The sequence below is a fragment of the Rhodanobacter sp. AS-Z3 genome, assembly GCF_029224025.1.
In the GTDB taxonomy this organism is placed as follows: domain Bacteria; phylum Pseudomonadota; class Gammaproteobacteria; order Xanthomonadales; family Rhodanobacteraceae; genus Rhodanobacter.
In genome coordinates this window covers 2891883-2917968 of the sequence record NZ_CP119392.1, presented here as the reverse complement: position 1 = coordinate 2917968, position 26086 = coordinate 2891883, and the positions used below count along the sequence as shown (strand labels likewise).

The following is a 26086-nucleotide window of genomic DNA, read 5'->3' as shown; positions in this document are numbered from 1 at the left end:
GGTCAGTTGAGGTGCGCCGTCATCCAGCCGACCCAGCGACGATAAACGTCGGTAGTGCGCACGATGTCCTTGGGGAAATGCGTATCGACCGGATAGGCGTAAAACTCCACCGGCACGCCGTTGTCGCGCAGCGCGTGGTACCACTCGTAGCTGTTCACCAGCGGTACGTTGGGGTCGCCGACGTCGCCCATGATCAGGGTCGGTGCGGTGACTTTGTCGGCCGATGCAATGGGTGACTGCTCGCGCCAGATCTCGCGGTCCTTGCCGGCCCACGGCGAGCCGCCAAAGAAATATGCGTCGCCGGTCTGGTAGTACGAGACGGTGTAATCCATGAGCCAGTCGGTAAGCGAGGCGCCAGCCACCGCAGCCTTCCATCTGGACGGGTAGTGGCCGCTCAACCAGGTGGTCATGTAGCCACCGTATGACCAGCCGCTGACACCGATCCGGTTGCTGTCGACCATGCCCAGCTTCTCCACCGCGGCGACGCCCGCCATCACGTCCTTGCCCGGGCCTTCGCCGGTATCGCGATAAATCGCATGCTGGTAGGCATCACCCAGATTGGTGCTGCCACGATAGTTCGGCTGGAACACCACGAAACCGGCGGCCGCCAGCAACTGCGGCAGTGGCGAGAACTGCACGGTCGAGCCGGCTTCCGGGCCGCCGTGGATGGCCAGCACCAGCGGATACTTCTGCCCGCTCTGATAACCCACCGGGTAGGTCAGCACGCCATCTTCGTGGAAGCCATCCGGGCCGTCCCAGTCGATCGATTCGGTACGGCCCAGCGCCAGCGTATCGATGAACGCGTTGAGCTGGGTCAGCTGGCGCGGTTTGCCGCTCGTCGCATTCATCACATACAGCTCGCCCGGGTGTTTGGCCGTGCTGCCGATGAAGGCCAGTACGCCGGTTTTCGCGATGCTGACATCGGCGCCGGCCTCGACCTCGCCAAGGTCGAGCTTGCTGGCTTTGCCCGACAGCGGCTGCAACCACAGCACCGCATGCGTGCCATCGCCGCCGGCCAGCAGCAGCTTGCCATTTGGCAGCCACGCGTAGTTGCCGATGTTGCGCGCCAGTGCTTCAGTGACGTCGCGCTGGTGGCCGTCGACGGAAACATAGACGGCATTGCCGTTGTTCTGGTCGCCACCACGCGGGCGCAGCCAGGCCAGTGCCTTGCCGGTGGGTGCGTAGCGCGGGTCCATCACGCTCTGCGCCGTCACCAGGGGATGTGGCGCACCGCCAGCCACATCCACGCTGTCGATCACCGAGTGGAACGATGGTCCCCAATACGGCCCCGGAAAACGGGTGAAGGCGATGCTGTGGCCGTCACGACTCCACGCCGGTTCCGGTGCACCATCCTGCTGGTCGGTGGACAGGCTGAAGCTGCCTTCGGTCAGCCGCTTGGCCGTGCCGCCGCTACTGGGAATCAGCCAAAGGTGCGATGAGGTCAGGGCAGCGCGTGCAAGAAAGTGATTGTCAGTGACCTGGAACGCATCGTCATGCGCCTTGATCGCCTTGGCATTGGCCGGCTCGTCGGTGCTGACAAACGCCAGCTGCGTGCCATCCGGGCTCCAGCTGAAGGAGTCCACGCCATGCTTGGCTTCGGTGATGCAATGGGCGTCGCCGCCATCCATCGGCATCACGTAGAGCTGGTCTTCCTTGGTCTTTTCGTCCTTGGCAAGGAAGGCCAGCTGGCTGCCGTCCGGTGACCAGCGCGGCGAGCCGAGATCCTCGCGATGCCAGGTCAGCGTGCGGCGCTTGCCACTGGTTACATCGACCAGATCAATTTCATCCTTGCTCTTGTCGGTTTTAAAATCCGGCGTGGAGACGACGACCGCAATGCGTTTGCCATCCGGTGAAATCTGCGGCTCGCTGAGCCGCACGATTTTCTGCAGGTCGCTCAGCTGGAACGAGGGCGTCGTACTGGCAGCATGCGACGGCAACGGCAAGGCAAGCAGACAACAGCAACCCAACGCGGCAAGTCCAATGGACTTCATGGCAACCCCTTGATCGAGCGGTGGTGGATCGGCGACACGCGAACGGCGTTCACCGGTATGACGAGACCGCGTTACTCTACGCCGATACCCCGGCGCACAGCAGGCGCCGGCAGCAGCACCGACCGTATCAACCCAATCGCCATGCCGCGAGGTGGCCTTGAACACATCGACACTGTGGTGGGGCTTGCTGTTCGGCTCGATCGGGCTGGGCTACTTCATCTACGGCAGAAAGCAGCGCGAGATCGTGCCGCTGGTCTGCGGTATCGCGCTGATGGCCTTTCCGTATTTCGTCAGCGGCGCCGCGTGGTTGATCGTCGTCGGCGTGGTGTTGATGGTGATTCCGCGGTTTGTGCGCCTGTAAAGTGAGCAGCTAACAAAAAAGCCTCCGGAGACCGGAGGCTTTTTTGTAAATCCGTGGTGGAGCGGATGGGGATCGAACCCACGACCTCCACGATGCGAACGTGGCGCTCTCCCAGCTGAGCTACCGCCCCACGGAAGCCGCGAATGTTAGCAGCGTGTGTGGGTGTTCGCCAAGAGCCAATGTGTTTGGCTCAGCCTGGCAGCAGCCCGGGCAGGGCATCGTGCAGTACCTCGCGGCGCCAGCCTTCGAGGAATTCGGGCCACTCGGCAGTCACCACGTATTCTTCCAGCACCTTGCGTGGGCACAGCAGGCCGGGTGGCAGGTCGAGTTCGCTGGCGCGGTTGTCGACCAGTTGCTTCATGTCGCCCAGCGCTTTCTTCGCCTCGCCTTGGGGATGGGCGGGGATACGTGCGGTGGCGGCAACTTCCTCGGCGCTGACGGCAGGCGTGATTAGCTCGAACAACTCGTTGCGCTGAGCCGAGCGCAGCGCTCGCTGGCCACGGCTGCGCTGTTCGAGCTCAGCCAGCTTGCCCGGCGGCTGATGGGCCAGTTCAAGGGCGAGGTTGTCGTCGAGCAGCCACGGGCGTGGCACGTCGAGTCGACGCGCGCTGCGGTCGCGCCACAGCAGCAGGCGGCGCAGCAGGGCTTGCTGTTCGCGCGACCATTCGGCGGCACCACGCAGTGCGCGTTGCGGTTGCGGGTCGCCGTCGCGGTGGCTGGCGCGCTGCTTCAGCCGCGCGCAGTCCTCGGCATGCCATGCACTGCGGTCACGTTGTTGCAGGCGTTCGCTGAGTTGTTCGTGGATGGTTTTCAGATAGACCACGTCCAGCGCGGCATAGCTGTACTGCGAGCCGGTCAACGGGCGCTGCAGCCAGTCCGAACGGGTTTCGCCCTTGTCCAGATCGTCGCCGGCCAGTTCGGCGACCAGTGCACGATAGCTGATGCCCAGACCCATGCCGACGAAGGCGGCGGCGATCTGCGTGTCGAACAGGGCATGCGGGCCGCCCGGCAGCAACGGCGACAGCGTTTCAAGATCCTCGCTGGCGCTGTGCATGATGGTGACGGCCGGACCGGCGCCGAGCAGTGGCTGCAGTGCCGCGCCGATGTCGAAGGCGAGCGGATCAATCAGCGCATAACGTCCTTGCCAACCCAATTGCAGCAGGGCCAGTTGCGGATAGAAGGTGTTGCGCCGCATGAATTCGGTGTCCAGGCCAACGGCCGCGTCCGCCGGTATCGTGGCCAGCCAGGCCTGCAGTGCCTCGGGGGTGTCGATCCAGTCGGCAGCAGGGGTTTCGGGCAATGACATCGGTACTCCTTACGAATGGCGCGGACACGGATTGCCCTGTCGGCAATTTGTGCCTATGGTGAGCAGCGCACGATAACAGGCCGCAGCCAAGGACGCCCATCCATGCCGAACAACGCAACCCTGAATCGTCAGCGTTTTCTCGGTGGTGCGTTGGGCGTGACCGTGCTTGCATTTGCGTTGACCTATCACTTTTTCCCGGGCTTCTTCCATGTCAACCCGGCCGAGGCGCCGCGCCGTTCGATGACCCTGGGTGCGCTGGTGCCAGCCAGCGGCCTGCAGCCGGAACGCGTGGCCGCCATCAGTGAACTCAACGCGGGGCCGCCGCTGACCCTGGCGCCGGCTGAAGTGATCGCCGCGCGCAACAGCAAAAAGGCCGACCTGCCGAAACAGTTGGGCGTCGATCCGCCGGCAGTGAAAGTCTTGCTTGATCGGGCTACCAAGGCCTTGCATGCGGGTGCGCTCGCGGGTAGCGAAAACAGCGCGGCAACACTGTTCGAACAAGCGTTGAAACAGAAGCCCGATAGTCGGCGCGCGGTGCAAGGTCTGTTCGACGTGCGCGCACGCCTGGTGGCGGAAGTTGATCAGGACATTGCCGTGGGCGATGTGGATGCGGCCCGCGAGCTGCTGGATGCGTTGCGCACGCTGCCCAATGCCGAAGCTGAGGTGGCGCAGCTGGAAGCCAATTTGCAGACGCTGGAAAAAGTACGGCCGATGCTGGCCCGCGCGGCGGGACTGTTGCGGCAAGGTGAGGCCGACACGCCCGCCGGCGCCAGTGCGCTGGACCTGTATCACGAGGTGCAGCAGCTTGATCCGCAAAATGCGGTGGCCGAGCAGGGCATCCTGCAGGTGCAGCGGGCGGTGCTGGATCGTGCACTGGCTGCGGTGGCGCAAAGCGATTTTGCCGGTGCCGATCGCGAACTGGCGGCGGCGCAGTTGATCCGCCCCGGCTCGCAACAGATGCGTGACGTGCACCAGCGCGTCGATGACATGCGCGAGCAGCGCGCCAACGGTGTGCTGACTCAGGCGCACACGGCGCTGGATGCCGGCAATGTGACGCTGGCCATCAAGCTGGCCGAGCAGGCCCGCGGCATTGACCCGAAACTGCCGGCACTGGCCGCGCTCGACGAGCAAATCATCAACGCACGCCTGTATGCCAGCCACCGGCCTGGTCAGGTCTTCACTGACCATTACGTCGACCTGCCTGGCAAGACCCCGGCGATGGTGGTGATTCCCACCGGCAGCTTCCTGATGGGTGCCAGCGAGGGCAGTGGCGTGGAGTCTGCGCAGCCGCAACACACGGTGACCCTTGCCAGCGGCTTTGCGATGTCCCGCAGTGCGATTACCGTGGGCCAGTTCCGTGAGTTCGTGCGTGCCAGCGGCTACGTGCCCGATTCGATCAAGCTCGGCGGCGCCAGCGTGTACGACGAGCGCAGCGGTGCGTTGCGCGACGACAGCTCGGCGACCTGGGAAGACGACTACGCCGGCCACAAGGCCGACGACAACCTGCCGGTGGTGAACGTGTCGTGGCGCGATGCCTCCGCCTATGCGGACTGGCTGCACCAGCGCACCGGCAAAATCTATCGGCTGCCCAGCGAAGCGGAATTCGAGTACGCCTTGCGCGCCAACACCACCACGCGCTACTGGTGGGGCAATGGCGTGCCGACCCAGCCGGTGGAAAACCTGACCGGTTCCGCGGACCGTTCACGCAGCGGCCGGCGTTGGAGTCATGCATTCCGCGGCTATCGCGACGGCTACTGGGGACCGGCCCCGGTGATGAGCTTCGTGGCCAATCCGTTTGGTCTTTACGACATCAACGGCAACGTATCCGAGTGGGTGGCCGACTGCTGGCACGACAGCTACCTGCGTGCGCCCACCGACGGCAGCGCCTGGATCAATCCGGGCTGCAGTGCCCATGTATTGCGCGGCGGTTCGTGGGGCAGTTCGCCCGAACAGGTCGACTCGGCGTACCGGCAGGGCGCCAACGGCGACGCGCGCAGCGGCCGCGTCGGCTTCCGCGTGGTGCGCGAGCTGTAGGTGCCCTTTGCTGCTGCCGTCGGCGGGGGATGATTCGATCAACCGCTTGGTACGGCCTCTGACCGCTGCGGAGTCACCCGCGGCCAAACCGGCTCGCAGGCGCCAATGGAAACCCTGGAGAACCTGCACAGCCCGAGGGCTTTGGGCCGATGTGAGCGTGTGCCTGTAGCGCAAGGCTTCCAGCAGAAGGGAGGCTCGCGGCGGCCGCGTCGTGAGGCGCACCAACAGTCAATTTGTCGCACCTGTTGGCGTGAGCAGGAAATTCCAGTACATTGCTAAATGTCCGGACATTTAATGTTGCATCGGCAATGAAAGCACTGGGGCCATGTCGCTCGCGCTCGCCGCCAGCAACGTGCCGAATCGTCCACGTTTCACTTGATGCAGGAGCCGTCGATGGTGACTCCCGACACTCAGCAGGCCGTGCAATTGCTGCGCTATCCCGTCGGTGCGCCGCAGCTCGACGATTTCGGCATGGTCGTTCGGCCCGTACCGCAACCTGCGGCAGGCCACGTGCTGCTGCAGACGCAGCTGCTTTCGATGGACCCTTACCTGCGACCGCTGCTGGCCGGGCGCTATGTGGTGCCACGTCCTGCACTGGCGACGATCGTGCCCGGCATGGGGCTGGCCCGTGTCGTGCAAAGCGACCACGCGGCATTTTCCGTTGGCAGCTGGGTGGTTGGCGAAACCGGTTGGTGCGAGTACGCGGTGGCCAATCCGGCCGACCTGCGTCCAGTTGATCCGGCGCTGGCGCCACCGTCCACGGCGCTGGGTGTGCTCGGCATACCCGGGCTTACGGCCTGGTCGGGCCTGAATTCCATTGCCAGACCGAAGCGCGGCGAAACCTTGCTGGTCTCCACCGCCACGGGTGCCGTGGGCAGTGTGGTCGGACAGCTCGCACGCCTTGCCGGTTGCCGCACGGTCGGCATCGTCGGACTGGAGGACAAGCGCCAGATCGCGCTGGACGACTTCGGCTTTGACGCCTGCGTGAGCTATCTCAGCCCCAACTTTGTCGATGAGCTGCGGACGGCTTGTCCGCATGGCATCGACGTGTACTTCGACAACGTCGGTGGCGCGGTGCTGGAAGCGGCGGTATCCCTGCTGCGCCGGCATGCGCGCGTAGTGCTGTGCGGATTGAGTTCCCAGTACAACCAGGATCAGCGTCCGCCTGGCCCGAATCTCGGCCCGGTCATTGGTGCGCGGGCGCGGCTGGAAGGTCTGGTGGTTTACGACCACCTGCATCGGTTCGCTGAATTTCAGGCTGAAGTTGCACCGCTGATACCCAGCGGCGCCGTGCGCTATCGCGAAGAGGTAAGTCAGGGGCTGGAGAGCGCACCGCAGGTATTCGTCGACTTGATGCAGGGCAAAAACCGGGGTAAGGCGATGGTACGCGTGGGAGAGTTCTCGTGAAGATTCATCGTCAATTCGCGCGGCTTGGCCAGCGCCACGTGCATTACCGCCACGCGGGCAGCGGTCCAGCGCTATTGTTGCTGCACCAATCGCCACAGAACTCGCGCATGTGGCTGGCGATGATCGAACGCTTTGCCGATCGCTACACCGTGATCGCGCCGGATACACCCGGCTTTGGCTACTCCGACGCACTGCCGTCCGCCCAACCGAGTATTGCTGATCTGGCGAAAGCGACCGTCGAACTGACCGATGCGCTGGGCCTGCAGCGCTTTGCGGTGTTCGGCATGCACACCGGGGGTTTGATCGCCGCGCAGGTGGCGTGGCTTTATCCGGAGCGGGTTGCCGCACTGGTGGTTGACGGCTATGCCGCGTTTGAACCGGCCGAAAGCGTGGTCTATGGCGAAAGCTATCTGCCGCCGTTTATACCGAGCTGGGACGGGGCGCATCTGCGCTGGTTGTGGTCGCGCATGCGCGAGCAGAAATACTTTTTCCCGTGGTACGACGGTCGCGCCGAATGTGCCATGGCGATCGATCCGCAAACCACGGCAAGTACGCATGAAACCGTGATGGATGTGCTTGAGGTCGGCGACGCTTACCGTGCAGGCTACGGCGCAGCGTTCCGCTATACCGAGCATGCCTACCTCAGCCAGCTGAAACCGCCAGCGTGGCTGTTGTATCGCAACGGTGATCCGTTGATGGCGCATCGCAGCCGTCTGCCGAAATTGCCCGCGCACGTGTCCTCGGGCGTCGCGGCTGGCGGTATTGCGGGGCTGCACGAATACATGGACACGATCCTCGCCGACACGCTGGCGTGGGAGCCGGCGGCCACCCTGCTGGCGCCTGCGGTCGAAGACATGCTGTGGCAGCGCCGTATCGTGGAGTCGCCCGTGGGTGACATCGCCTGCTGGAGTCGAGCTGGCAGCGGTCGCCTGCACCTGCATCTGCACGCTCCGGGCACGCGTCCCTTGCCGCCGGCGCAACTCGATGCTGGTGACGCGGCGGTACTCGCGGTGGATCTGCCGGGACATGGAGCGTCTGCCGAAGTCGATGTGCCGCTGAGCCTGGAGACCATGCTTGTCGCGGTGACCGCGGTGCTTGCGACGATGAGCGACTTACTGCCCGTAGTAATCGAAAGCCATGCTGCAGCGGCGGGCTACATTCCTGCCTTGATCGAACGGCTCGGCCAACGCGTCGAACGGGTGGTGCTGCATCGACCATGGCTGCTTGACGCGAGTGAGCAGGCCACCTTGCTGGCGCAGTTGCCGAACCCGCAACTCGACCGCGCCGGTGGTCATTTGGGCGAGGCATGGCAGTGGGAGCGCGAACGCCATCTGTTGTGGCCCTGGCTGGCACCGACGGCAGCGGCGCGTCGACGGGTCGCTGCTCCAGCCACCGACGAGGTCAATGACAACGTGGTGGAACTGCTGCACCTGGGCGCACGTTGCGAACAATTGTTCCGCGAAGCGACGCCTGCGGACCTGCTGGTTCGCCTGCGACGGTTGCCGTTGCCACTGGAGGTGGACGCAGCGGTAGAGGACGACTATCAGGGGCGCGCTGCGCTTCTGCACAAGCAACATCAGAAGGAATATCACGCATGACCATGCCAGCTAACGCCACAGCAATCATCCAGCGTATTCATCGTGACTGGGGTGACTCGGGCTGCATCACCGATCAGGTCGAGCTGCAGTATTACGCGCAGGATGTGTATTCGCGCGGTGAGCCGCTGCTGGCTGTGCTGCGTCCACACACGTCAGAGCAGTTGGCCCCCGTAGTGGCCGAGTTGACCGCCGCGGGCGTGGCGATCATCGCCCGCGGTGGCGGCATGAGCTACACCGAAGGTTATCTGGCTACGCGCCAGCCGACGGTGCTGGTGGACACCGCCGGGCTGGACCGGATCGTCGAGATCAATGTCCAGGATGCGTACGTGGTGGTCGAGGCGGGCGTGACCTGGGCGCAACTGCACGCTGCACTGGCGGAGAAGGGCGTGCGGACGCCGTACTTCGGTCCGATGTCGGGCTTGCGCGCCACGGTCGGTGGTGCGCTGTCGCAAGGCAGCGTGTTTCATGGTTCCGGCCGTTACGGTTCGTCGGGTGATGCCGTGCTTGGTGTGGAAGTGTTGACGGCAAATGGTGAGGTCGTGCGAACCGGTTCAGCAGCATCGGGCAATTCGGCACCATTCTTCCGCTATTTCGGCCCGGACCTGACCGGCTTGTTCCTCGGCGATTGCGGCCTGCTCGGCATCAAGCTGCGCGCCAGCCTGCGCCTGCTGCCGCGGCACTCGCATATCGACTATCTATCTTGGCAATTTCACGAGGCGGCAGGGTTGACCGGAGCGATGGGCGCCCTCGCACGTGCGGGCTTGCCGTCGGAAGTGGCGGCATTCGATCCAAAGCTGTCGCAGATTCGCATGCGCCGGGCCAGTCTTGGCAGTGACGTCAAAACGCTTGGCAACGTGATCAAGAAGGGCGGCCTGATGCAGGGCCTGAAGCTGGTCGCCAAGGGTCGCGATTTTCTGGACCCGACCCAGTATTCGCTGCATGTCACCCTTGAAGGCGATTCGGCGGCCGAAGTGGCGGCGCGGGTCGAAGCAGCCCGCAAGCTGGTGGCATCGTTCGGCGAGGAAGTGGAAAACAGCATCCCCAAGGTGATGGCGGCCAATCCGTTTTCCGCACTCAATTCGATGCTCGGCTCTGGTGGCGAACGCTGGGCGCCGATCCACGCCGTGGTGCCGCATTCGAAAGCAACCACGTTGCTGGCGGCGCTCGATGCGTTGTTTGCCGCCGAGCAGGCAACGATGGATCAGCATGGTTTGTTCATTGGTACCTTGATGACCACGGTAGGGGCGCAGGGCACCTTGATCGAGCCATGTATCTACTGGCCCGATTCGCACACCGAATTTCACCGCCGCAATGTCGACGCGGATCACCTGGCGCGAATCGGCTGTCCCGGTGAAAACCTGGCGGCACGCGCGGCGGCTGATGCGCTCAAGCACAAGATCGCCGACACCATGCGTGGGCTCGGCGCAGTGCATTTCCAGATCGGCAAGTTCTACACCTATCGCGCCGGGCGTGATCCGGTGGCGTTGGCCTTGCTCGATGCCATCAAACGGCAGCTTGATCCATCCGGTCTGATGAATCCGGGGGTGCTGGTGTAGTGGGGAGTTCGGACGTAGTCACGTTGTCTTGAAAACAATCAGAGGGGAAGAGCCATGGTCCTGAATGAACTGGGGATGTTGCGCTGGGTGCACATCCTGGCGATGGTTTACTGGCTGGGTGGGGAATGGGGGGTATTCCAGACCTCGTACAACGTGGTGAATCGGAAGTTGCCGATGGAAGAGCGTCGACGACACATGGAGACCGCCTACCGCATCGACATCCTTGCGCGTTCAGGCATCATCCTGCTGCTTCCGTTGGGCCTGCACATGGGGACGTTCTGGGGCGTGCAGCCCTACGATGGAAATTGGCTGGTGCTGTTCTGGGTGTTGGGTCTGGCATGGTTGGGACTGTGCTGGTCGGCCTTCATTTTCCGCCGCTCCGAAATGGGCATCACCCTGACGAAGATCGATGAGAAAGTCCGCTTCGTTCTGATCCCGCTGCTGTTCGTCTGCGCGCTGAGCTCGTTGCTCGGTCATGGCCCGTTTGCCGGTGGTGAACACCAGTTGTGGTTCTCGGCGAAGGTGCTGATCTATTCGCTGATGCTGGTGATCGGTCTGAAACTGCGCTTCGTGATGCGTGAGTGGCAGGAAATGTTCCGTCGCCTGGCGGTGGAAGGAAACAACCCGGAGGTTGAGGCAACGCTGGAGCGCTCGATCAGCGTGGCGCGCCTGTTGGCCTATGTGTACTGGATCGGTATTGGCACGGTGGCGTTCATCGCGGCCGTCAAACCTTTCTGAAGCCGACCGTTCTGAAGCCGACCGTTCTGAAGCTGCCCGTTTTGAAGGAGGCTGCATGAAACACAAGACTCTGCGTGGAACCATCCGCTATACCAGCGCCAAGCCCGAGCGGCTTGGCCAGGAGCGCGGCCGTGAATACTTCATGCTCACCGATCAGGCGGATGGCGTGCGGGTAGTGCACGCGCATTGCGAAATTGACGATGAGCCGAATGTCATTCGCGACATCGTGATGAGCCTGGACCCTGAGTGGTATCCGATCGACTGTTCGGTCCGGCTCACGGTGGGTGACCGCTTCGAGGGCACCGGTCAGATGCATTTCACCGATACACAGGCCATGTGCGAAACCGTCAATCGATCGGCCGGAAAAATTTCCCAGCGGATCGATCTGCCGGAACGCGTGCGCTGGCTTGGTGCCCACCCGATTTGTGGTGATGCACTGTGTCTGCGCATCTACGACTTGAGCCAGGGGCCGGGGCGGCAGTTCTACCCGCATCTGATGCTGACCTCGCCGGACCATCGCGGCGCCACCGGGCCGATGTTGTTCGGACTGGGTTTCGGTCTGGAGTTCGTCGGGCGCGAGTCAGTCACGGTGGCGGCCGGAACGTTCGATGCGCTGCATTTCAGGTATGTCGACACCGCCGGCCAGTTGCCCGAGGAACACCCGCCGTATGACGTGTGGTGTACCGATGACGGCAACTACATCTTCCTGAAGGGTGGCGTCGGTGGCTACATGCAGACCCAATACGAACTGACCGAGCTCGTCAGCAACGCTTGAAGGAGGGTTGACCATGACTGCATTCATGCTGGTGACTGCACGAATTTCCGATCCAGCGGCATTCCGTGCCTACGCCCAAACCGTCGCTCCGATGGTGGCGGCGTTCGGTGGCCGCTATCGGGTGCTTGGCAGTGTGGCGGAAGCCCTTGAAGGTGAGGCGCCGGAAGGGAAGATGGTGATTTCCGAGTGGCCGTCAATGGAAGCGGCGCGACGCTTCTGGGATTCGCCCGAATACACGCAGGCGAAACAGTTGCGTGCAGGGACTGGGCACTTTGATGTGGTGTTGGTGAACGGACTACCCGATTAGACGTCCATCTCAACGATTCGGCCCGGGCCAACCCTGCCGTTCAATCGTTGTTGGGCTCGTCGCCGGCTTGCCCAGTCTGCCGCAGGGAAGCGGCAGCGTTGTGCAGGGCCTGCAGCAAGCGCAACACCGGGGTGGACTGCGGCTCGCCCTGGCGCGTGCAGGCAATGAGCGGGCGCTGCCAGCTGAAGCCCGGTGCGTTCAATCGAACCCACTGGCCGGAACGCAGTTCGTCGTGGACCAGCAGGCTGGGCAACAAGGTGAGGTAGTGATCGGCACTCACCAGAGCGCGCAGGAACTCGGCCGAGGATGACTCGATCACCGATGCCGGCGCCGTCAGCCCGGCTTCGACGAAGCGCTGCCGGAATTCGACTTCCACCGAACCCAGGCGCCGCCCCACGATCCATGGGTACTGCAGCAGGTCTACGCTGTTCACGCGCCGGCCTGCCAATGGGTGCCGGGCGCCGGCCATGATCCGGTATTCATCCTGCATCAGCACGTCTCGAATCACCTGTGGATCGGGTTCGCTGACCGTGTCGAGGGCCACCACCACATCGACCTCACGTGCCAGCAGCGCTGGCAACAAATCAGGCAGGATGCCGCCGATCACGCGTACGCCGATGTCCGGCCATTGCTGCCGTAGTGCCAGCACGGCGGGCGCGACCAGCGCACTGGCGCCGGTAGGTGCGACCCCAATGCGTACCTCGCCCTCCGTGCCGGTTTGCAACTCCTGCAGGCGCTCCTCGAAACTGCGTACCGCCTCATCAGCGATGCGTGCGTGGTCGAGCAACAATCGCCCCGCGCTGGTGAGGCGCACGCCATGCGTGCCGCGCTCAACCACGCGTGTGCCGAGGCTGTGCTCCAGCGCCTGAATACCCTTGCTCAACGCCTGTTGGGTACGCCCGGTCATCGCCGCGGCACGCGTGAAACTGCCGTATTCGACGAGCGCGAGAAAATAGCGGAGTTGGCGTAGATCCATGGCTTCAGCCTAAGTCATTACAACGCGCGGTTGTAGCGGTGCTTCGAATTCGTTGGCCTTGTGCCCGCGTCGCGCCGGATAGTGCGTACTGCTGACTCCAACAGGTAGAGCGTCATGGCAAGTCTGTCTTCCGTCAAACAGTGGGATCAGGAGTGGGACATCATCATTGCCGGCTTCGGTCTGGCTGGCATGTGTGCCGCGATCGAAGCGCATGACCTCGATGCGGATTGCCGCATCCTGATTCTGGAGAAGGCACCGGAGGCGGAGACAGGCGGCAACAGTCGCGTGGCGGGCCAGTCGTTGCTGATCTCGCGCGATGCCAAGGCGCTGGCGGACTATCAGCGCAAGATGAGTACGGCCAATCCGATTCCCGAAGAGATGCTGTTGGCCTGGGCCGAGGCGATGACGAAGCTGGAACCGTGGATTCAGGAGCGGGCGCAGCAGGCCGGTGCCCAATTCATTCATGGCACCGGCTTCAGCGAACGCGACGCGGTGCTGGAATTCCCCGAGTTCGGTGCGCGTGATGCCGTGTACTGCACCGCCACCATTCTGCCGATTCCCAGCGGTGTCTACCTGGCCTTCCGCGAGAACATCCGGCTGCGCCCGCGCATCCAGATTGTCTATGAAGCACCGCTGCGCGATCTGGTTCAGGACCCCGATACGCTCGAAGTGTTCGGGGTGATCGCCGAGATCGACGGCAAGCGCCAGGCGCTGCGCGCCGATCGTGGCGTGCTGATGGCGACCGGTGGTTTCGAGGCCAACGTCGAGATGCAGCGCGACTACTACGGCCTGTCCGAGGCGAACCCGCTGGGCACACCGCACAATACCGGCGATGGCATCAAGATCCTGCAGAAGGCGGGCGCCGACTTGTGGCACCTGCGCAACCAGGGCCAGTCAGGCGGTATCTGGCCGGGTTTCAAGCCACCGGGTTTCAGCAGTGCATTCCTGCGCAACTTCTTCTGGCAAAGCTTTAGCTGGATCGAGATCGATGCCGAGGGCGAGCGCTTCTACAACGAGACGGCCGAGCTGCAGCTGACCCACTACAAGGAAAAGAAGCACGGTCACTGGGTCGACACGCCGCACTATCGCGCCCAGCCGGTGCACATGATCTTCGACGCCATCACCTGTCAGTACAACAAGCTGGTTACCGAGGTGATGACCTGGAACCCGGTGGTGCGTGGTTACCAGTGGAGTGACGACAACGCTGCAGAAATCGCCAAGGGCTGGATCGTCAAGGCCGACAGCATCGAGGAACTGGCGCAGAAGATCGGCCGCGATCCGGCTTTGATCAAGACCACGGTGGATCGCTATAACGCCGCATGTGCGAATAAGCATGATGGCGATTTCGGGCGCAAGGCGGATACCTTGATGCCGATTGCACAAGCACCGTTTTATGCCATCAAGGTCGATCCGGTAATCGTCTGCACCGGCGGTGGCGCGCGTCGCAACATCGCCTCCGAAGTGCTGGATCATGCGGGCAGGGCAGTGCCACGACTGTATGAAGCAGGCGAACTGGGTTCGATGTTCTCTGACCTCTACCAGAACGGTTCCTATCTGACCGAGGCAATGATTTCCGGTCGTGCGGCGGGCCGTGGCCTGGTGGCCCTGGCCGCGTGGAAAGACGCGCAGGTGGTGGCATGAAGGTGGTAACGCCAGCGATGAAGCTCGACGTGCGCATCAACGAGGTGAAATCGGTGGATGGCTTGCTGGTGATGGATGGTGTGGCGGGCATGCTGCCGTGCAAGACCAGCCTGACGCCAGCGGAATTTCGTCAGTTGATGTGGATGGCGTTGCGGCCTTCGGTATTGCGTTTGCTGTTCACGCGCTGAAGATGCATCGGCGTGGCTGGGCCGCAGGCAAGCCGTCGTATGCTCATCGCGTAGTGCGCGACAACACCATGCTGTAGGCAAAGCGACCGGGCGGATGCAGGCTGACGGCGAGCATCATCAGACGGTCCTCGGTGCCTCGGTAACGACGTTGCACGCGCAGGGCCGGTTCGTTGCGCTTGATGCCCAGCAGCTTGGCCTCATCAGGGGTGAACGAGGCGGCGTCGAAAACCTGTTCCACCCGCGACAGCCGGGATGCGTCCAGGAAGCGTGCAACGGCGCGACTGGCGGTATGGGAATCAAGCATTTTCTCGGCCGGTACGCCGGTGCGCACCGGCACGAACATTTCGGTGACGGCGATCGGATCGAGCGTGGGCTCTTCCAGACGCAAGCCGACCAGGTGCAGGTAATCCTTGCCCTTGGTCATTTCCAGCCGGGTTGCCATGGCCTCGTCAGCCACTTTGCGGGTGCAGGACATCACTTTCAGTCGCGTCGAATTGCCGTACTGCATCAGCATGTCGACGGTGTCGATGCCGTGTTCGTAGCGCATGGCCTCGCGCTGGGCGATCACCCGCGTGCCAGCACCCGGGCGACGGGAGACCAGCCCGGCGCTCATCAGCTGCGCCAGCGCCGCTCGGGCGGTGTGTCGGCTGACCTCGTGACGCTCGCACAACTCCAGTTCGGTGGGCAGCAGGCTGCCTACCGGGTAGTCGCCACGTTCGATGCCCGACCGCAGCAAATCGCCAAGTTCGGCGTAACGGGGTTTGCTGCGTGGCTTTGCGGTCATTCAATCATCCTTCAAGGGGCGGTCACGCGTGGCTAAGTGCTCACAGCTGTCGCGTGAGTTCGTGCCAGCCGCGTTCAAGGGATTCGCGATGCGCCGGGTCGGCGATGGCAATGATAGCGCGGGCGCGCTCATGTACATCCAGGTGACGCAGGTCGGCGACGCCATGGTCGCTGACAATGCAGTCGGCGTCGATGCGCGGCAGGCTGACCGGGCCGGCGGGTAGCATCGGCACGATGCGGCTTTCACCCTTCGGTGTGGCAGCCGGCAGCGCAATGATTCCGCGGCCACCGGGCGCCTGGCGCGCACCGCGCAGGAAATCGGGCAGGCCGCCGACGCCACTGAGCTGGCGGCCGCCAAGGTATTCGCCGTTGATCTGACCGAGCAGATCGACCGACAGCGCACTGTTGATTGCGGTCATTTTGGGGATCGCGCGCAGTACGCCATGATCGTGGGTATGGCTGACATCGCGGAAACGCACGCGCTCGGCGACCGCGGCGTATAACGCTTCGGTGCCGATGGCGACGCCAGCCACGACAGCGTCGACATCTTCAGCCAGGGCGTTCGCATCGATCAGACCAAGCAAGCCATCCGACACCATGCCGCTGTGGATACGCAGGTTGCGACGGTCATGCAGTACGCGTAGTACGGCTGACTGCAATCGACCGAGACCAAGCTGCAAGGTCGCGCCATTGTCGACCAGCCCGGCAACGTTCGCAGCGACGGCATCCATGGACGCGTCCGGCTCGGGATCAGGCACCCGCAGCAGCGGGCTGTCGTGTTCAACAGCCGCATCAATGCGTGACCATGGAATCGACGGACCGTGCGTGCGCGGCATGCGCGGATTGACGTGCGCCAGCACCCGGGTCGCCTGCGGCCACACCGCCGGGGTGAAGTCGCAGGCCACGCCCAGCGAGCATTCGCCGTTGGCGTCCGGTGGAGCCACCTGCACCAGCGCCACATCAAAACGGACCTGCTCGACCAGCCACTGCCAGGTGCCGCTGTAAGTCATCGGCAGGTAATCGACCTTGCCTGCCAGCCACGAGGCGCGCAAATCGCTACTGAGGAAGATAGTGCGCTGACGTGTCTGCGAGTCGAGGCCGGCGAAATCAAAGCAGTTCACCGTGGGAATGTGCACGCCGGTGAAGCGCAGTTGCGCGCAACGCTCGGGCGCCTGGCTCAACCACGATTCGAACAGCAGCGAATGGCCGGCGCATCCGGGCGTATAGATTTCCATGCCGGGGCGCAGGTAGTCGAAGATACTGCTGGCGTCGAGCTGTCTGGGCATGAAGGGTTGATCTTCTGTGATCGGTGCGGCCGATGCTTCGTTGCGGGAATCCGGCTTCCGCGCCCTCATCATATGGTAATGTCCGGACAAAGTCAGGTACCCTTGCATAGCCGGTGGAAGCTTCGCCGCGCACCGCACGGGCAATCTCAAGCAATGTGGAAGGATGGTTGGTACGACATGACCGAACAGGGCTCCAGCCTTACCGAACGTCTGGCCGTGCAATTGCAGCGACCCGTCGATGCCGCGGCGCGCGAACGGGCGGCGGCGCTGGTGGTCGATTGGCTGGGCTGTGCACTGGGCGCGCTGCGCTATCCGCTGGCAGCGCAATTGACGGCGCTGGTCGAGACCATGCCCATGGGCGAGGCCACGGCGCTCGCAGCCGGGCGGCATGACGCGGCATCGGCGCTGTTACTCAACGCGGCACTCGGCAACGTGCTGGAAATGGATGATGTGCATCGCGGCGCGATCCTGCATCCCGGCCCGGTGGTGATTCCGCTGGCGCTGGCGGCGTGCGAAGCCAGTGGGGCAGGCGCGACCCAACTACTTGACGCCGTGGTGCGCGGTTACGAAACCACAATCCGCATCGGTCGCGCGTTGGGCGTCGGTCACTATCGCTACTGGCACCCCACGTCGACTGCCGGCGCGTTTGGCGCAGCGGCAGCGGCGGTGTCCGTGTTCGGGCTGGACGCCGAGACCACGGCCGACGCACTCGGCACGGCGGGCAGTCGCACGGGTGGCTTGTGGCAGATGCGCCACGAAGCGGTGCCGACCAAGTCGATCCACAACGCCGAAGCCGCGCGCAGCGGCTGGCTGGCGGCACAACTCGCCGCGGCGGGCGTGCCGGGGCCGCGCTACATTCTTGAAGGCCCGCAGGGCCTGTTCGCCGCCACCGCGCCGGACGCGCAGCCGGAGCAGGTGGTTGCCGCGGAGTCCGACTGGTTGATCCACAGCACCAGCCTGAAACCGTGGCCGGCGTGTCGGCATGCGCACCCGGCCATCGATGCCTTGCTGGATCTGGCACCGCAGCTGGCTGGATTGGACGCGGATGCGATCAGTCGCATCGACGTGGCAACCTATGCCGACGCCTTGCGCTTCTGCGACAAGCCAACGCCCGTCAGCGAAGCGGAGGCGAAGTTCAGCCTGCAGCACGCGCTGGCGGCGGTGATCATCTTTGGTCGCCCGCAACTTGCCCATTACGCCCAGGCCAGCGTGGATGATCCTGCCCTGGCGGCGCTGCGTGAGCGGGTCTTCGTCAATGAAGATGCGCCGTGCAGTGCGCGCTTCCCCGCGCACTACGGCGCGAATGTCCGCGTGCAGTTGAAGACGGGCGAAGTGCTGATGGCGCAGCGCGTCGATGCCTGGGGCGATCCGGAATGCCCGATGGATGATGCGGCGATCACCGACAAGGCGTTCGCCCTGGCCGAGTGGGGTGGCGTGCCGCGTACACTGGCGGCGACCTTGTTTGATGCCGTGCGCGCCTTGCCCTCTGGTGGTTCGCTGGCACCCCTGCGTGCAGCTCTGGCGGAGATACGTCGATGCGGTTGACCGAAGCGCTGCTCGCCCATGCCACCACGCGGCGTTACGCCGACTTGTCGCCGGCGGCGATCGCCGCGACAAAGACCTTCATCATGGATTCGGTGGCCGTCGGTATTTCCGGTTCCGGTCCGCAGGTGCCACTCACCGCTGATGTACGCCGCGCCACCGCATCGCTGGGCAGCGGCAACGACGCCCGCGTCTGGGTCACCGGTGAAGCGTTGCCGGCTGCCAGTGCGGCGCTGGTCAATGGTTTTCAGATCCACAATCAGGAATTCGATTGCGTGCACATGCCCGCCGTCGTGCATCCGATGGCGGTAATCCTGTCGACCCTGGTGGCGGCAGCCGAGCAGCGCGGTGGCATCGATGGCAAACGCCTGATCAGTGCGGTATCCGTCGCCATCGACGTGGCGACCTTGCTGGGCATCAGCGCGCGTTCGCCGATGCGTTTCTTCCGGCCGGCAATGTGCGGGGCGCTCGGCGCGACGGCTGGCATCGCCCAGTTGTACGGGGCCGATACGGAGCTGCTGCAACGCGCACTCGGACTGACTTACAGCCACTTGTCCGGCACCATGCAAGCACATGTCGAAGGCTCGCCCACGCTCGCCCTGCAGATCGGCTTCAATGCACGCGCCGCGCTCAGCGCATGGGCGTTCGCCGAGCAAGGCTTCCCCGCGCCACGGGACATGCTGGAAGGACCGTTCGGCTATCTGCCGCTGATCGAAGGCGGCTACGACACCGCGCCGGCACTGGCCGCCCTGGCCGCTGGTGACGCGCAGGTGGAACAGGTCAGTCACAAGGTGTTCCCCACCGGCGGCGCGGCGCATGGTTGCCTCGACATGCTCGGCGAACTGCGTGAGCGCGAAGGATTGCAGCTGGATGACGTGGTCAGCATCGAATTGCAGGCACCGCCACTGGTGCGGCGACTGGTGTCGCGGCCCTATGTCGATGGACTGGCTTCCAGTTATGCGCGCCTGTGCCTGCCGTATCTGACCGCGAGCCTGTTGATCGATGGCCGGGTCGGGCTGGATACCTATGCGCCCGACAAACTGACCGATCCGCGTCGCGCCGCGTTTGCCAGCCGGATGCAGGTGGTCCCGAACGATTGCGACGATCCCAACGCGCTGGTGCCACAAAGCCTGATTGTCACCACCCGCAGCGGCGTCACGTTGCACAACCATCGCGAAGCGGCACTTGGTTCGCCGCAGCGACCGCTGACGCGCGCAGCCCAGCTCGAAAAATTCCATCACTGCCTGGACCACGCGGCCCGGCCTTTCGATGACGACCGACGGACCAAACTGTTGTCCCTTCTAGACCAACTGGAGACGCTCGAAGACGTGCGTCAGCTGGTCGATCACCTGATTGTTGAGATGCCATGACCTCGCCAACCTATTTCGAAACCTTCGACGTCAACGAGCTGTTCAAGCACTTTCCGCTGGAACAGGAGTTTGCCGAGCGCTTCCGCACGCTCAGCCGTGACGAGTTGTTCGCGCAGCAGGATGTGATGTTCCGGCGTTGCGTGGCGCGTGCATGGCAGATTCCGTTCTACCAGCGCCTGTGGGGCGCCGCGGGCATCGAGGCGGGCGACATCAAGGGATTGGCCGACATCACCAAGCTGCCGGTATTCGGCAAGCACGAAATCATGGCGTCGGTGGAACTATGCCCTCCGCTGGGTGATTTCCACGGCTGGCACGATGGCACCAAGGCCGGCGATACCTCGATGGTGTTCCACACCACCAGCGGTACCACCGGACGGCCGCAGCCGCTGGTGTTCAGCCCGAAGAGTCGTGAGATCCAGAACCTGCTGCTGGCGCGTTTGTATCGCTGGCAGGGCATGGCGGCGGGTGACGTGGTTCATTCGGTCTACGGCCACGGCATGATCAACGGCGGCCACTACGTACGCGAGGCGGTGAATCATTTCACCCAGGCGCTGTTCTGCTCGGCCGGCACCGGCATCGAAATGCGTTCGGTGCAGCAGGTCTCGCTGATGCGCGACATGGGCGCCACCGTCATCGTCGGCTTTGCCGACTACATCAAGAAGCTGGCCGACGTCGCCCGTGCGGAAGGCCTTGAGCCCGGCCGCGACATCAAGGTGCGGATGATTTGCGGCCATCTCGGTCGTGAGTCGCGGGAGTCGTTGTCGGCGGCCTGGGGTGGGGCGCAGTTGTATGACTGGTACGGCGTCGGCGACACCGGCGCGATCGCCGGGCAGGGCCCCGACCAGGATGGCATGTATGTGATGGAAGACGCACAGTACCTGGAGATTCTTGGCGTCGACGACGGCAAGGTGGTGGCTGACGGTGACGTCGGCGACATGGTGGTCACCTGTCTGTACAAGGACGACATCTATCCGATCATCCGTTTCAACACGCACGACGTCACCCGCGTGCTGACCACGCCGTCGAAGCTGGGTCTGAACTTGCGTCGCATCGAGGGTTTCCTTGGCCGCAGCGACAACATGGTCAAGATCCGCGGCATCAATATCTTCCCGCAGGCGATGGCGCCGATTCTGGAAGAACATGGTGGTTTTGCTGGCGAGTTCATCTGCGTGGCCACCCGTGACGAAAAGGGACGTGATGACCTTGCCGTGCATATCGAGGTGAACGGCAGTGTCACCGACGCCACGCTGTCGGCTGAATTTTCGGCGCTGCTGCGTCAGCGCCTTGGCGTGGAGATGACGATCGTGCTGGCCGAGCTCGGTTCGCTGGCGCCGTTGACCGGTCTGGAAGTGCGCCAGAAACCGGTGCGCCTGATCGACAAGCGCTTCAAATGAATCGCGTCGATCCACTGCTGCTGGGCGAGGACCTGACCGCGCAACTGGCGCGGCTGGACATGGGTGGGCTCGGCTGCGTGGAGTTGCTGGAGCAGCAGCTGGCCGCCATCACGGCGAGCCAGCCGATCTTGAATGCGTATGTGGCTATCGATGAGTCCGCTGCGCGTGCCGCGGCCGCCGACTCCGATGCACGGCGCAAGGCCGGTCAGGCGCGGGCGCTGGAAGGCGTGACCATCGCGATCAAGGACAATCTCGACGTGGCCGGCATGGTCAGCACGGCCGGCATGGCGACGCGGCGCGACGCGGCAGTGGCTGTGCGCGACAGCACCGCGGTTGCACGTTTGCGCGAGGCCGGCGCGGTCATCATCGGCAAGCTCAACATGCACGAAGCGGCGCTGGGCGCCGACAACAACAATCCCCACTTCGGTGCCTGCCACAATCCGCATCGGCCCGGTTTCACGCCGGGCGGTTCCAGTGGCGGCAGTGGCGCGGCGGTTGCCGCTGGCCTGTGCAGTGCGGCGCTGGGCACGGACAGCATGGGTTCGGTACGCATTCCCGCCAGCTACTGCGGTGTGGTGGGACTGAAGCCGAGCTGGGGTGCGATCAGCACGCATGGCAGCGTGGCCTTGAGCCACCGACTCGACCATGTGGGACCGCTGACGCGCTCCGCCCGTGACCTGCGTCGGTTGTTGCCGGTACTGGCGGGTTTTGATCCGGCTAGTGCGCAATCGCGCAGCATAACCATGCTGCCGACATCGACTGGCCCGTTGCGTCTGGGCATTGTGGATTTCGGCGATGCGGTTCACTGCAACGATGACGTTGCCGCCGAGTTTGTGCGATCGCTCGACGTGCTGTTTGGTCTCGGCCATCGACGTGTGGATCTGCCTGCACCTGCATTTCCGCCCGGCCACGCGCGTCGTGCCGGCTTGCTGGTGTGTGAGGCCGAATTGCTGGTCGAACACCGGCACGACTGGCAGCATCAGCGCGATCGTTTTTCGCCGATGCTGGCCAAGCTGATGAGCTACGCGGAAGGTCGCTCTGCGGCGGATCTGGTGGATGCGTCACGCCTGCTCGATCGGGCCCAGGTGCAACTGCAACAGTGGCTTGCCGCATGCGATGTTCTGGTGACGCCGACCACGCCGCAGCGCGCATTTGCGTTCGCCGATGCGGTACCGGCCAATCAGGCCGACCTTACCGGCTACGCCAATTTTTCCGGCAATCCGGCGCTGTCGGTGCCGATGGCGGTAGGCGAGGGCGAGCTGCCGCTGGGTCTGCAACTGGTTGGCCGGGTGGGCGACGAATTGCGGCTGATCGCGCTGGCCGAGGCGTTCCAGCATGCGACGCGCTGGCAGCCGCGCCTGCCGGCCGCCAGTCACTCATGGGGCATGTCATGACACCGTTGGACGGAGTGAAGGTTCTCGACCTGTCACGCATCCTGGCAGGCCCATGGGCGACCCAGGTGCTGGCGGATTTCGGCGCCGAAGTGATCAAGGTCGAGCGCCCGCAAGGTGGCGACGACACCCGTCAGTGGGGACCACCGTGGCTGGCCGGCACCGATGGCCAACTCACCGAAGAGTCGGCGTATTACCTGGGTGCCAATCGCGGCAAACGCTCGGTGGCGATCGACTTCACCAGCGAGCGCGGCCAGGATCTGATCCGCAAACTCTGCACGCAATGCGATGTGCTGGTGGAGAACTACAAAGTCGGTGGCTTGGCGAAATACGGGCTGGATTACGCCAGCCTGAAAGCGCTGAACCCGAAGCTGGTGTATTGCTCGATCACCGGCTTCGGCCAGACCGGTCCCTACGCACAGCGTGCCGGTTACGACGCGGCGATCCAGGCGATGGGCGGCTTGATGAGCATTACCGGCGAGCCTGACGGCAAGCCCGGCGGCGTACCGCAGAAAGTTGGCGTGGCGGTGGCCGACCTGATGACCGGCATGTATGCGGTGTCAGCGATTCTGGCGGCGTTGCGGCATGCCGAAAAACACGGCGAAGGTCAGCACATCGACCTGGCCTTGTTCGACACCCAGGTGGCATGGCTGGCGAATCAGGCGATGAACTATCTGGTCGGTGGCGTGGTGCCGAAGCGGCAGGGCACGGCGCATCCGAACATCGTGCCGTATCAGGTGGTGCCCAGTGCGGACGGCTATTTCATGCTGGCGGTAGGCAACGACGGTCAGTTCGCGCGCTTCTGCAGCGTGTTGGGTGAGCCGGCGTTGGCGACTGATCCGCGTTATGCGACCAATGCCGCACGTGTGGCGCATCGTGACGAATTGGTGGCGTATCTGGAACAACGTCTGGTGACCCGCCCCAGTGCTGACTGGTTGGCCGCGCTGGAACAGGCCACGGTGCCGTGTGCGCCGGTCAATACGATTGATCAGGTGTTCGATGATCCGCAGATCAAGGCGCGCGGCATGCAGATCGAGCTGCCGCATCCGGTAGCCGGCAGCGTGCCGGGCGTGGCCAACCCGGTGCGCTTCTCCGCAACGCCGGTGCAGTACCGCCACGCCGCACCCGAGCTGGGCGCGCACACGCAAGACGTATTGCAGGAAATGCTGGGCCTTGATGCGGCCGCACTGGCCGAGCTTGATGCCGCCGGTGTCATCGCTCTGTCTGGCTAGGCCTGGTTCCACTGATTCACCGACCCGGGAGTTGTCATGCCATCTGTCGCGCAGCGCAAGTACGCCTTGCTGTTCAGTCTGTTCCTGTCGTTGTGCGCGGGGCTGGCCACGCTAACCCCGGTGAGTGCGGCCGCGCCTGCTGACGCCGCGCTGAGTGGAAGTGCCATTGTCAGTCGTGCCCATGAAGTCGCTGGCGGTGCGGTCTGGCAGCGACCGGTGACCCTGCATCTGCGTGGCCGCGCGATCGTCTACGAGAACGGCGTGCTGGCAACCCGCACGGTTGCCGACCACTACGAGATGTGGCGCGTATTCCCCCAGTGGAACACCACCGCGCACAACCCCAGCGGCAAGGTGCGCATCGACGCATCCAGCGGCGGCAAGACCTTGTTCCAGATTGCCTACGACGGCAACAACACCTACAACCAGAACGGACTGGTGCCCGGTGCCAAGGCCAGCGTGGAATGGTCCGAGGCCTTCGGCTTCGGCATCATCCGCTTCGCGCTGGACAAGGGCTTCAGCATCACCCGGCTGGCCGATGATCAGGTTGAAGGCCATCCATCGTTCAATGTGTCGGTGCGCGATCCGGCCGGCAGCACCACCTTGTTCTGGATCGACAGCAAGAACTACGCGATCCGCAAGGTCGGCTTCGACACGCCACGCGGCTGGCATGAACGCATCTATTCGGACTTCAAGTACCACGAGCATCCGCACTTCCAGCAGGCCACGCACGTGCGGCTGTTCTATCGCGGTGCGTTGACCAACGACATCACCTGGGAGCAGTACGACGTCAACCAGCCGATTGCCGATAGCGTGTTCGTGATCGATGCGCCAACCACCTCGCAGGTTGAACCTGCTGCGGGCGCGAAGTCGCCTTGATCAGCGAAGGCGTCGCCGTAACCACGACAACGCCGCGGGCCTCGGTCCGGGCGATCATCGCGGCCGTCGCCGGCACGGTGTTCGAGTGGTTCGACTTCTTCCTCTACGGCAGCCTCGTTGCGGTATTCGGACGGCTGTTTTTTCCCACGGGCAACGCCACCACCGGCTTGCTCGCAGCATTGGCCGTGTTCGGCGCGGGGTGGGTGGTGCGACCGGTGGGAGCATTGGTGTTCGGCCGAATGGGTGATCGCATCGGTCGGCGCAAGACCTTCCTGGTGACCCTCGTGTTGATGGGCGGCTCCACCGTATCCATCGGCTTTCTGCCCACTTACGATGCCGTGGGCATGCTCTCGCCGATCCTGCTGGTGATCCTGCGGCTGCTGCAGGGCCTGGCCGTGGGTGGCGAGTTTGGCGGCGCGTCGACCTATGTGGCGGAACATTCCAATCCGAAGCACCGGGGTCTCACCACCAGCTTGGTGATGGGCACCGGCACGATCGGCCTGCTGCTGGCCTTGCTGTCCATCATGGGCACGCGTGCGCTGATCGGTGAGTCGGCGTTCGAGTCGTGGGGCTGGCGGCTGCCGTTTCTGGCCTCGGTGCTGCTGCTGGTTTTCTCGGTGTACATGCGTCTGCACCTGGGCGAATCACCGCTGTTCGCCAAGCTGCAGCAACGCGGCGAACTGGCCACTGCACCGCTGAAAGAAGCGTTCACCTCGCGCACGCACCTGAAGTCGATGTTGCTGGCCTTCGTCACGATGACCGCCGCGCAAGGCGTCGTGTGGAATGCGGGGCAATACTTTCCGCTCGTGTTTCTGCAATCGCCGCTCGGTCTGGATGTGGGGCGCGCCGCGACGCTGATGGCCTGCGCCTTGCTGCTGTCCGGTCCGTTGTTTCCGCTGGCCGGCTGGTTGTCCGATCGCTACGGTCGCCGCCCGGTGATCATCGCCGGCTTCGTGCTTTCGGCGGTCAGCCTGTTGCCCGGCTTCCATCTGCTCGCCGCCGCCGTTCAACCGGAACTCCATTTCACGGCCGCGCTGATGGTGCTGTGGATGTTGGCCGTGCCCGTCGCACTGGTGTGCGGACCGGCGTCTGCCTATATGGTCGAGCTATTTCCCACGCGGATTCGCTACAGCGCGATTGGCCTGCCGTATCACATCGGCAACGGCTGGTTCGGCGGCTTCATGCCGTTCGCCACGGTGGCGCTGGGCGCGCACTTCGGCAGCGTCTATGCGGGTTTGTACTACCCGATCGTGATGGCGTCGCTATGCGCGGCGCTGGCGTTGTGGCTGATGCCGGAGACGCGGGAGCGGGATATTTCGTTGTAGTGGGGTGGG

At 64.0% G+C, this 26086-nt stretch carries 22 protein-coding genes and 1 tRNA gene; 17 read left to right on the top strand and 6 right to left on the bottom strand.

Translation table 11 applies throughout. The features are described from left to right. Window positions 1-2 precede the first annotated feature (2 nt). Complete coding sequence (locus tag PY254_RS13035) at window positions 3-1991, bottom strand: S9 family peptidase (RefSeq protein ID WP_281012474.1); 1989 nt, start codon at window positions 1989-1991, stop codon at window positions 3-5. Between the two features lie 157 nt (window positions 1992-2148). Between PY254_RS13035 and PY254_RS13030 the strand changes: the two genes are divergently transcribed. Next, on the top strand, window positions 2149-2352 hold the full coding sequence (locus tag PY254_RS13030) for a hypothetical protein (RefSeq protein WP_281012473.1): 204 nt from the start codon (window positions 2149-2151) through the stop codon (window positions 2350-2352). Window positions 2353-2406: 54 nt separating this feature from the next. Here PY254_RS13030 and PY254_RS13025 read toward each other — a convergent pair. Both PY254_RS13025 and rnd read right to left on the bottom strand, forming a co-directional pair. Further along, window positions 2407-2482, bottom strand: a tRNA-Ala gene (locus PY254_RS13025). 60 nt (window positions 2483-2542) lie between these two features. Further along, a complete protein-coding gene (gene rnd, locus PY254_RS13020; RefSeq protein WP_281012472.1) occupies window positions 2543-3658 on the bottom strand; it encodes a ribonuclease D in 1116 nt (371 codons plus the stop codon). A 102-nt stretch (window positions 3659-3760) separates the two neighbouring features. Between rnd and PY254_RS13015 the strand changes: the two genes are divergently transcribed. The 7 genes from PY254_RS13015 to PY254_RS12985 all read left to right on the top strand — a co-directional run bounded on the left by PY254_RS13015 (window position 3761) and on the right by PY254_RS12985 (window position 12073). After that, window positions 3761-5692: a formylglycine-generating enzyme family protein gene (locus tag PY254_RS13015; protein WP_281012471.1), complete on the top strand. Its 1932-nt coding sequence runs from the start codon at window positions 3761-3763 to the stop codon at window positions 5690-5692. 393 nt (window positions 5693-6085) lie between these two features. Then, on the top strand, window positions 6086-7099 hold the full coding sequence (locus PY254_RS13010) for an NADP-dependent oxidoreductase (protein ID WP_281012470.1): 1014 nt from the start codon (window positions 6086-6088) through the stop codon (window positions 7097-7099). Next, a complete protein-coding gene (locus PY254_RS13005; protein WP_281012469.1) occupies window positions 7096-8697 on the top strand; it encodes an alpha/beta hydrolase in 1602 nt (533 codons plus the stop codon). The genes PY254_RS13010 and PY254_RS13005 overlap by 4 nt, the downstream gene beginning before the upstream one ends. Continuing rightward, the gene (locus PY254_RS13000; protein WP_281012468.1) at window positions 8694-10253 is read left to right on the top strand and encodes an FAD-binding oxidoreductase; all 1560 of its coding nucleotides are present in this window, start codon (window positions 8694-8696) and stop codon (window positions 10251-10253) included. Before PY254_RS13005 ends, PY254_RS13000 begins: the two co-directional genes overlap by 4 nt. Before the next feature lie 54 nt (window positions 10254-10307). After that, a complete protein-coding gene (locus tag PY254_RS12995; RefSeq protein WP_281012467.1) occupies window positions 10308-10991 on the top strand; it encodes a hypothetical protein in 684 nt (227 codons plus the stop codon). Window positions 10992-11046: 55 nt separating this feature from the next. Next, window positions 11047-11766, top strand: coding sequence for a DUF3108 domain-containing protein (locus tag PY254_RS12990; protein WP_281012466.1), 720 nt, complete (start codon window positions 11047-11049; stop codon window positions 11764-11766). A gap of 13 nt (window positions 11767-11779) precedes the next feature. Further along, window positions 11780-12073 (top strand): DUF1330 domain-containing protein, encoded by a 294-nt coding sequence (locus tag PY254_RS12985; RefSeq protein ID WP_281012465.1) that lies wholly within the window; start codon window positions 11780-11782, stop codon window positions 12071-12073. 40 nt (window positions 12074-12113) lie between these two features. Here PY254_RS12985 and PY254_RS12980 read toward each other — a convergent pair whose 3' ends face one another. Then, entirely contained in the window at window positions 12114-13049 is a 936-nt protein-coding gene (locus PY254_RS12980; RefSeq protein WP_281012464.1) for a LysR family transcriptional regulator, read from the bottom strand. A gap of 114 nt (window positions 13050-13163) precedes the next feature. On the opposite strand from PY254_RS12980, the gene PY254_RS12975 reads away from it, so the two are divergent. Continuing rightward, complete coding sequence (locus tag PY254_RS12975; protein WP_281012463.1) at window positions 13164-14690, top strand: FAD-dependent oxidoreductase; 1527 nt, start codon at window positions 13164-13166, stop codon at window positions 14688-14690. Then, complete coding sequence (locus PY254_RS12970) at window positions 14687-14878, top strand: hypothetical protein (protein WP_281012462.1); 192 nt, start codon at window positions 14687-14689, stop codon at window positions 14876-14878. Before PY254_RS12975 ends, PY254_RS12970 begins: the two co-directional genes overlap by 4 nt. Window positions 14879-14921: 43 nt before the next feature. On the opposite strand, the gene PY254_RS12965 is transcribed toward PY254_RS12970, so the two are convergent. Both PY254_RS12965 and PY254_RS12960 read right to left on the bottom strand, forming a co-directional pair. Continuing rightward, window positions 14922-15662 carry a GntR family transcriptional regulator gene (locus PY254_RS12965; RefSeq protein WP_281012461.1) on the bottom strand — a complete coding sequence of 247 codons (741 nt, stop codon included), beginning with the start codon at window positions 15660-15662 and terminating at the stop codon, window positions 14922-14924. 40 nt (window positions 15663-15702) lie between these two features. Beyond that, the gene (locus PY254_RS12960) at window positions 15703-16947 is read right to left on the bottom strand and encodes an acetyl-CoA hydrolase/transferase family protein (RefSeq protein WP_281012460.1); all 1245 of its coding nucleotides are present in this window, start codon (window positions 16945-16947) and stop codon (window positions 15703-15705) included. 177 nt (window positions 16948-17124) lie between these two features. On the opposite strand from PY254_RS12960, the gene PY254_RS12955 reads away from it, so the two are divergent. The 7 genes from PY254_RS12955 to PY254_RS12925 are packed head-to-tail and all read left to right on the top strand — an operon-like array spanning window position 17125 to window position 26077. After that, window positions 17125-18492, top strand: coding sequence for an MmgE/PrpD family protein (locus PY254_RS12955; protein WP_281012459.1), 1368 nt, complete (start codon window positions 17125-17127; stop codon window positions 18490-18492). Next, complete coding sequence (locus PY254_RS12950; RefSeq protein WP_281012458.1) at window positions 18483-19859, top strand: MmgE/PrpD family protein; 1377 nt, start codon at window positions 18483-18485, stop codon at window positions 19857-19859. Before PY254_RS12955 ends, PY254_RS12950 begins: the two co-directional genes overlap by 10 nt. After that, a complete protein-coding gene (locus PY254_RS12945; RefSeq protein WP_281012457.1) occupies window positions 19856-21253 on the top strand; it encodes a phenylacetate--CoA ligase family protein in 1398 nt (465 codons plus the stop codon). Before PY254_RS12950 ends, PY254_RS12945 begins: the two co-directional genes overlap by 4 nt. Continuing rightward, window positions 21250-22647 (top strand): amidase, encoded by a 1398-nt coding sequence (locus PY254_RS12940; protein ID WP_281012456.1) that lies wholly within the window; start codon window positions 21250-21252, stop codon window positions 22645-22647. Before PY254_RS12945 ends, PY254_RS12940 begins: the two co-directional genes overlap by 4 nt. Then, the gene (locus PY254_RS12935) at window positions 22644-23876 is read left to right on the top strand and encodes a CaiB/BaiF CoA transferase family protein (RefSeq protein WP_281012455.1); all 1233 of its coding nucleotides are present in this window, start codon (window positions 22644-22646) and stop codon (window positions 23874-23876) included. The genes PY254_RS12940 and PY254_RS12935 overlap by 4 nt, the downstream gene beginning before the upstream one ends. A gap of 36 nt (window positions 23877-23912) precedes the next feature. After that, window positions 23913-24752, top strand: a complete 840-nt coding sequence (locus PY254_RS12930; RefSeq protein WP_281012454.1) for a hypothetical protein — start codon at window positions 23913-23915, stop codon at window positions 24750-24752. Then, window positions 24749-26077 (top strand): MFS transporter, encoded by a 1329-nt coding sequence (locus tag PY254_RS12925; protein ID WP_281012453.1) that lies wholly within the window; start codon window positions 24749-24751, stop codon window positions 26075-26077. The genes PY254_RS12930 and PY254_RS12925 overlap by 4 nt, the downstream gene beginning before the upstream one ends. The last annotated feature ends 9 nt before the right edge of the window (window positions 26078-26086 follow it).

What these genes read in the sequence shown, in the direction of transcription:
- PY254_RS13035 (WP_281012474.1), bottom strand. Translation starts at nt 1,991, where the DNA reads ATGAAGTCCATTGGACTTGCCGCGTTGGGTTGCTGTTGTCTGCTTGCC.
- rnd (WP_281012472.1), bottom strand. Translation starts at nt 3,658, where the DNA reads ATGTCATTGCCCGAAACCCCTGCTGCCGACTGGATCGACACCCCCGAG.
- PY254_RS13015 (WP_281012471.1), top strand. Translation starts at nt 3,761, where the DNA reads ATGCCGAACAACGCAACCCTGAATCGTCAGCGTTTTCTCGGTGGTGCG.
- PY254_RS13010 (WP_281012470.1), top strand. Translation starts at nt 6,086, where the DNA reads ATGGTGACTCCCGACACTCAGCAGGCCGTGCAATTGCTGCGCTATCCC.
- PY254_RS13000 (WP_281012468.1), top strand. Translation starts at nt 8,694, where the DNA reads ATGACCATGCCAGCTAACGCCACAGCAATCATCCAGCGTATTCATCGT.
- PY254_RS12995 (WP_281012467.1), top strand. Translation starts at nt 10,308, where the DNA reads ATGGTCCTGAATGAACTGGGGATGTTGCGCTGGGTGCACATCCTGGCG.
- PY254_RS12990 (WP_281012466.1), top strand. Translation starts at nt 11,047, where the DNA reads ATGAAACACAAGACTCTGCGTGGAACCATCCGCTATACCAGCGCCAAG.
- PY254_RS12985 (WP_281012465.1), top strand. Translation starts at nt 11,780, where the DNA reads ATGACTGCATTCATGCTGGTGACTGCACGAATTTCCGATCCAGCGGCA.
- PY254_RS12980 (WP_281012464.1), bottom strand. Translation starts at nt 13,049, where the DNA reads ATGGATCTACGCCAACTCCGCTATTTTCTCGCGCTCGTCGAATACGGC.
- PY254_RS12975 (WP_281012463.1), top strand. Translation starts at nt 13,164, where the DNA reads ATGGCAAGTCTGTCTTCCGTCAAACAGTGGGATCAGGAGTGGGACATC.
- PY254_RS12970 (WP_281012462.1), top strand. Translation starts at nt 14,687, where the DNA reads ATGAAGGTGGTAACGCCAGCGATGAAGCTCGACGTGCGCATCAACGAG.
- PY254_RS12965 (WP_281012461.1), bottom strand. Translation starts at nt 15,662, where the DNA reads ATGACCGCAAAGCCACGCAGCAAACCCCGTTACGCCGAACTTGGCGAT.
- PY254_RS12960 (WP_281012460.1), bottom strand. Translation starts at nt 16,947, where the DNA reads ATGCCCAGACAGCTCGACGCCAGCAGTATCTTCGACTACCTGCGCCCC.
- PY254_RS12955 (WP_281012459.1), top strand. Translation starts at nt 17,125, where the DNA reads ATGACCGAACAGGGCTCCAGCCTTACCGAACGTCTGGCCGTGCAATTG.
- PY254_RS12950 (WP_281012458.1), top strand. Translation starts at nt 18,483, where the DNA reads ATGCGGTTGACCGAAGCGCTGCTCGCCCATGCCACCACGCGGCGTTAC.
- PY254_RS12945 (WP_281012457.1), top strand. Translation starts at nt 19,856, where the DNA reads ATGACCTCGCCAACCTATTTCGAAACCTTCGACGTCAACGAGCTGTTC.
- PY254_RS12940 (WP_281012456.1), top strand. Translation starts at nt 21,250, where the DNA reads ATGAATCGCGTCGATCCACTGCTGCTGGGCGAGGACCTGACCGCGCAA.
- PY254_RS12935 (WP_281012455.1), top strand. Translation starts at nt 22,644, where the DNA reads ATGACACCGTTGGACGGAGTGAAGGTTCTCGACCTGTCACGCATCCTG.
- PY254_RS12930 (WP_281012454.1), top strand. Translation starts at nt 23,913, where the DNA reads ATGCCATCTGTCGCGCAGCGCAAGTACGCCTTGCTGTTCAGTCTGTTC.